This is a genomic window from Mesorhizobium sanjuanii, from assembly GCF_002529485.1.
Taxonomy (GTDB): Bacteria; Pseudomonadota; Alphaproteobacteria; order Rhizobiales; family Rhizobiaceae; genus Mesorhizobium; species Mesorhizobium sanjuanii.
This window is the reverse complement of sequence record NZ_NWQG01000135.1, coordinates 1-5,030: the sequence shown is the minus strand read 5'-3', so window position 1 is coordinate 5,030 and position 5,030 is coordinate 1. Positions and strand designations below refer to the sequence as shown.

The window sequence follows — 5,030 nt, the reverse complement described above, 5'->3', positions numbered from 1 at the left end:
GCGTGATCGAGAACACCGTGCCGGCGCCGGATGGCGCCCGCCACATAGGCCGCGAAGCCTGCGTCGGGCTGTGGTCGGCGATCGCCACCCAGGCCGGCACACGCTTCGACCTGGAGGAAACCTTCGTCGCTGGCGAGCGGGCAACGATCCGCTGGCGCTATTTCATGGCCGACGGCAACTCCATCCGCGGCGTCAATCTGATGCGCGTCGCGGGAGGACGGATCGTCGAGGCGATGGGCTACGTCAAGGGATAGGGCTTTCCCGGAATCCCGCCCAGCAGGGCGTGGATTCCGGGCGGATTGCCACTCGTCTTCCTACGTCGTGGATGGCCCAAACCAGCGCGTCAGCGCTTCGCGAAGGTCCGTCGAAGCTGGGCCGCCAACCCAGGCGACATAACCATCGGGCCGGATCAGCACGGCGCCGGGCGCGCTGACCGCACCGATCACCGGAAGCTGCCACGCTCCATCATAGCGGGCGTCGACAGGGCGGACCCGGTCGGCCCATGGGCTGAGGTCGAAAGCGAGGGGTTCACCAAGATTAAGCAGCACCGGCCGGCCCTCGTGCAGCAGCGCGAAAACCCGCTGCGGACCGGCGTCGGTGGTCAAATCGAGGTCGGGCATGCGACGGCCAAGCAATGGGTGCCCCGCGCCGAAATCGTAGGCGATGTCGAGACAGGACATCATGCCGGCAAAGCGCCGGCGCGGCTCCTCCATGGCAAGAAATTCCGTCATCGTGTCGCGCAGCGCGTTGGTGCGCTCGTCCCCGCGGCGTAGCGCGACCGATGCCATCGTGGTGCGTAAAACCCGCGCGGCAACCGGATGGCGCTCGGCATGGTACGTGTCGAGCAGGCTCTCGGGAGAAATCCCCCTCACCACCTGGGCCAGCTTCCAGCCCAGGTTTACCGCGTCCTGCACGCCAGTCTGGAGACCTTGGCCGCCATCCGGCGGATGGATATGCGCGGCATCGCCAGCAAGCAGCACCCGTCCCTTGCGGTAGGACGCCGCTTGCCGGGTCATGTCGGTAAAGCGACCGAGCGATCTTGGATTGTGGACACCATAGTCCGTGCCGTAAACATCGATCAACGCCTGGCTGAGATCGGCGAGCGTTGGTTCGCCCGAGGCACCTGCTTGCCGCTCTGTCACCACTATGCGCACCATCGCACCGTCCATTCTGCTGAGGCCATGAATACCGATGGCGTCGCGGCGGACGCCCCATTCCGGTTCGCTTGAAATCTCTGCCTCGGCGATCAAGTTGCTGGTCGTCGGGTCCCAACCGGGAAAATCAATACCGGCCGCCTTGCGCACGAAACTCCGTCCGCCATCGCAGCCGACGAGATAATGCGCATGCAGAAACGTGCCGTTGGACAATTCGATATCGATGCCCGCATCTCTCCCCACGAAGCCCACCACCTCGAGGCCGCGATGGATCGTGACGCCGAGTTCAGTGACCCATTCGGCCAGTATCTGCTCGATTTGCCTCTGCCACAAAGCGAGCCCGTAATTGTGCCGGGTGGGAAAGTCGCTGATATCCATGGTGACGTCCGCGAACCGGGCCACCTGGGCAATCTGCCCCTGTGACAAGAACCGGCCGGCAATGCCACGCTGATCGAAAACCTCAATCGTGCGGGCGTGCAGGCCTCCGGCGCGGGAACCGGCAAGGTCCTGGTTGGCGCGACGTTCGACGATGGCGGCATCAATGCCCGCCAGGGCGAGTTCGCCCGCCAGCATCAACCCTGTCGGACCGCCTCCGACAATCAGCACCTCATGGGAGATCGCTGTGCGATCGGCACTACTGCTTTCCAAGCGCCCGGCGTCGCGAGCGCGTGTTTCTAACTGCTGCATGATCTTGAGCCCTCTTTCAGTCAGGGCTCCGCAATCTAAGCATAAAAAGCCGAATGCCAATTCTTGATCTTGGTTGGTTCGGCCCCATTTATTAAAGCAAGAGGGGCGCGACAGCCGTTACGCCCCACGAAATTCCCAGCAAAATGCGATGATCAAGCCGCCCACCCGGCAGCTTGGCTTATCTGTCAGCCAATGCCAGCTTGGCGCCAAGCGCGACGAAGGCGCCGGCGAAGGTGCGGCGCATCCAGGTCATCACCATCGGCCGCGACACGACATGGCTGCGGATAGAGGCGGCGAAAATGCCATAGCCGACGAAGACGACGAAGGTCAAAAGCATGAAGACGCTCGAAAGCTCCAGCATCTTCGACAGCGCATGCGGCTCGGTGGTGCTGACGAATTGCGGCAGGAAGGCGAAGAAGAAGATCGACAGTTTCGGGTTGAGGATGTTGATCAGGATGCCCGAGGTGATCACCTTGCCGGCCGAGCGCGGCGCGACATCCTGCCCGACGCTCAAGGCGCCCTTCTCCTTCAGCGTGTTCCACGCCATGTAGAGCAGATAGGCGACGCCCAGATACTTCAGCGTCTCGAAAGCAAGTGCGCTGGTGTGCAGCAGTGCAGCCAGTCCGGTGATGGCCGCCGCCATATGCGGGATGATGCCGAGCGTGCAGCCGAAAGCGGCAATGATTGAGGCACGCGCCCCGCGCGAAAGACCGGCGCTCAGCGTGTAGAGAACGCCGGTGCCGGGCGAAGCCACGACAATCAGCGACGTCAACAGAAATTCGATGCTCACGAATGCTTCTCCCGGCGTTGACCCAGCCCCCGGCAAGGTATCCAGCCAGGCCGGTGCGCACAAGCCTGTCGGAACAGCGTCAGACGATCGGCAATCCATGGGCGCGGCGCGCCATCAGGCAATCGTCGCCGCCAGGCATGCAGGCGCGGCATACATCCGGGCGGAGCTCGTAGATGCCGCAAGCAGTGTGCTTGCCAACCTCACCGGAAAGGGCTGAACAGCGCACGCCATCGCAGCGCATGCCGGCTTCGTTGGAGGACACATATTTTTGCGGGATGCGGTCGAGCTGCGCGTCATCCTCGGTGGAAAAGCGCGGCCATTCCGCCGAATAGGAGCAGCAGGCGCCGCAGCTCTGGCAGTCGAAAAGAGCGGTGGTGGCAGCCTCCCGCAGAGAAGAAAAGTCCGTGGCGATCGTCGCGGCAAGCTGCCATGGCCGCACAGGATCGGCGTGCCGCGGCAAGGCTGCTATTTCTTCTTCTTGGTTTTGCGTGACGGCGCTTCGGCCGGCGTTTCGAACAGATCGACCGCAGCCCCGGTGGCTTCGCCTGCTTTCGGCGCGGCGGCCGGCTTGGCCGGCTTTGCGGCGGCAGCCGGTGCTGCCGGCAGATCCTTGGCGGAAAACTTGATGGCCATATCAATCCTCGTCGGAAAAACGCGATGCCGGCGCGCGCGGATTGCGCAGGCGGCCGATCAGCGCCGAGACCGCCGTGATGTTCATTTCCTCCGGCGACCAGTTCCTGGCCTCCGCGATATGATGCGGCGCCAGTTCGCGATGCGTGCTGCCGCTATAGGCGGCATCCTGATGGGTCTCACGCTCACGGGTCTTGGCATTTTCCCGCGCATATTCGATCAGATAGTTCGGGGCTTCGGCGCGGCCGCGCACCCCGACCCGCACCTGGGCATCGCCATGGGCGCGCTTGCAGCGCTCCAGCTTTTCCAGCACGCGCCGGACATATTCGACCGGCTTGTCGAGGACCTCGACCATATCGGCGATGGTCGCATCGGCGGCGATCGGGGTTTGCGGCACGCGCTTGGTGGCCATCAGCGTTTGCCCGCGCGTTTCGGCGGAGCGGCAAGGGCCGCGGCGGCAGCCATGTCCTCGGCTTCCTTTTCCAGGCGCAATTCGCGCAGCCGGGCGGTCTTGGCTTCGCGGGCCCGGCTGACGGCATCCTGCTCGGAAACGATGCGGTTGAGCGACATGGATTGGGTGCGAGTCTTGCTGAAAATGGATTCGGCCTGGTCGCGGGATTTGTTCGAAGTGGCGGTCAAAGTCTTTCTCCTGTCCGGAGCGTGATGCCGAAACATGCCAGACCGGTCTTTCGGCCAAGACCAGGCACAAAGCAATACGGCGTCGGGTTCAAATTGCGGAAACGTCTTAGCATATCAGGCGGACGGGCGATGCTCTTTCGATCCGTGCCCGAAACGAAAAAGGCCAGGCATTGCCTGACCCCTCCTCCGCCAATCACCGGTGCCAGTACATCCGTGGTCACCGGCGAGGCTGAATCCGTCATTGTTTATGCATGTCGTTATCGCAAAACCGCTGCGCACTTTTGCGCGACATGCATTCAGGCCGCCCGGTCGGCTAGGCCGCCTTCAACTGGTCGGCCGACATCTTGCCCGACTTGTTGTCGCGGACCATCTCGTAGCCGAGCTTCTGGCCTTCGACGATATCGCGCATGCCGGCGCGCTCGACGGCCGAGATGTGGACGAAAACGTCTGCAGAGCCATCGTCAGGCTGAATAAAACCAAAACCCTTGGTGGCGTTGAACCATTTTACTGTGCCGGTGGACATGAAGAACCCTTTCCCTGGCAAATATTCGTTCGCCGTCGCGCGAATGCACAACAGCGTTTGTCTCGATTTTTGATGGGAGAAGTTCGTCAAAGGCGCGCTTGACGCGCGGATAACAAAAGTCGTTCAAACAAACATCGACAAATTTCCTATAGACGTCTTTTGACGCGATGTCAATTTTTGGTAGTGTCTTGATTGGATGCGGTTGCACCGAAGCTGGGCAAGCGTGGGCCCTACAAACGAAAGCCGTCGCCTGATGCCGATAAAAGACAGCACCGGGAGGGCCGCGTGAAACGCGCGTTTCTATTCGGGCTCACGGCCCAGCTGATCTTTATTGGCGCGATCTTTCTTGTTTTTGACGATCTAATGCTGCCAATGACGCGCTCTCCGGTCATTGGCATTGTCGCATTGGGCTTGGGCGTCGCCAGCGCATTTTTCGCCTGGAAGGCGGCTCCTCATCCGTCCTGGCTGACCAGAATCGGGATGTGGATTGCCGGCTTTCTTGCCGTCTATGTGGCAATTCCTCTCATCGAAATCGTCGCCGTGCTGATCGTTCCGCTTATTTCAAATTGAGATATTGCCCAATTTGCATGGGCCCCCGGTAGAGATT

At 61.8% G+C, this 5,030-nt stretch carries 9 protein-coding genes; 2 read left to right on the top strand and 7 right to left on the bottom strand.

The annotated features are described in order from the left end of the window. The coding region (locus CN311_RS20305) for a nuclear transport factor 2 family protein (RefSeq protein ID WP_133117222.1) at window positions 1-254 on the top strand (254 nt) is incomplete at its 5' end. A gap of 60 nt (window positions 255-314) precedes the next feature. Here CN311_RS20305 and CN311_RS20300 read toward each other — a convergent pair. From CN311_RS20300 to CN311_RS20270, 7 genes are all read right to left on the bottom strand, one after another. After that, window positions 315-1,841, bottom strand: a complete 1,527-nt coding sequence (locus CN311_RS20300; protein WP_097575508.1) for an FAD-dependent monooxygenase — start codon at window positions 1,839-1,841, stop codon at window positions 315-317. 178 nt (window positions 1,842-2,019) lie between these two features. Continuing rightward, window positions 2,020-2,631, bottom strand: a complete 612-nt coding sequence (locus CN311_RS20295) for a LysE family translocator (RefSeq protein ID WP_097575507.1) — start codon at window positions 2,629-2,631, stop codon at window positions 2,020-2,022. 79 nt (window positions 2,632-2,710) lie between these two features. Then, on the bottom strand, window positions 2,711-3,043 hold the full coding sequence (locus CN311_RS20290; RefSeq protein WP_245440889.1) for a YkgJ family cysteine cluster protein: 333 nt from the start codon (window positions 3,041-3,043) through the stop codon (window positions 2,711-2,713). A 53-nt stretch (window positions 3,044-3,096) separates the two neighbouring features. Continuing rightward, entirely contained in the window at window positions 3,097-3,264 is a 168-nt protein-coding gene (locus CN311_RS32645) for a hypothetical protein (protein WP_097575506.1), read from the bottom strand. A 1-nt stretch (window position 3,265) separates the two neighbouring features. After that, window positions 3,266-3,673: a hypothetical protein gene (locus CN311_RS20280; RefSeq protein WP_097575505.1), complete on the bottom strand. Its 408-nt coding sequence runs from the start codon at window positions 3,671-3,673 to the stop codon at window positions 3,266-3,268. Further along, complete coding sequence (locus CN311_RS20275; RefSeq protein WP_097575504.1) at window positions 3,673-3,900, bottom strand: hypothetical protein; 228 nt, start codon at window positions 3,898-3,900, stop codon at window positions 3,673-3,675. The genes CN311_RS20280 and CN311_RS20275 overlap by 1 nt, the downstream gene beginning before the upstream one ends. Before the next feature lie 313 nt (window positions 3,901-4,213). Next, window positions 4,214-4,423 (bottom strand): cold-shock protein, encoded by a 210-nt coding sequence (locus CN311_RS20270; protein ID WP_010915421.1) that lies wholly within the window; start codon window positions 4,421-4,423, stop codon window positions 4,214-4,216. A gap of 285 nt (window positions 4,424-4,708) precedes the next feature. Here CN311_RS20270 and CN311_RS20265 point away from each other — a divergent pair, with 285 nt between their 5' ends. Further along, window positions 4,709-4,993: a hypothetical protein gene (locus tag CN311_RS20265; RefSeq protein WP_133117221.1), complete on the top strand. Its 285-nt coding sequence runs from the start codon at window positions 4,709-4,711 to the stop codon at window positions 4,991-4,993. Window positions 4,994-5,030: the final 37 nt, after the last annotated feature.

Excerpts from the sequence above, each read along its gene's own strand:
- CN311_RS20300 (WP_097575508.1), bottom strand. The coding sequence starts at position 1,841 with ATGCAGCAGTTAGAAACACGCGCTCGCGACGCCGGGCGCTTGGAAAGC.
- CN311_RS32645 (WP_097575506.1), bottom strand. The coding sequence starts at position 3,264 with ATGGCCATCAAGTTTTCCGCCAAGGATCTGCCGGCAGCACCGGCTGCC.
- CN311_RS20280 (WP_097575505.1), bottom strand. The coding sequence starts at position 3,673 with ATGGCCACCAAGCGCGTGCCGCAAACCCCGATCGCCGCCGATGCGACC.
- CN311_RS20270 (WP_010915421.1), bottom strand. The coding sequence starts at position 4,423 with ATGTCCACCGGCACAGTAAAATGGTTCAACGCCACCAAGGGTTTTGGT.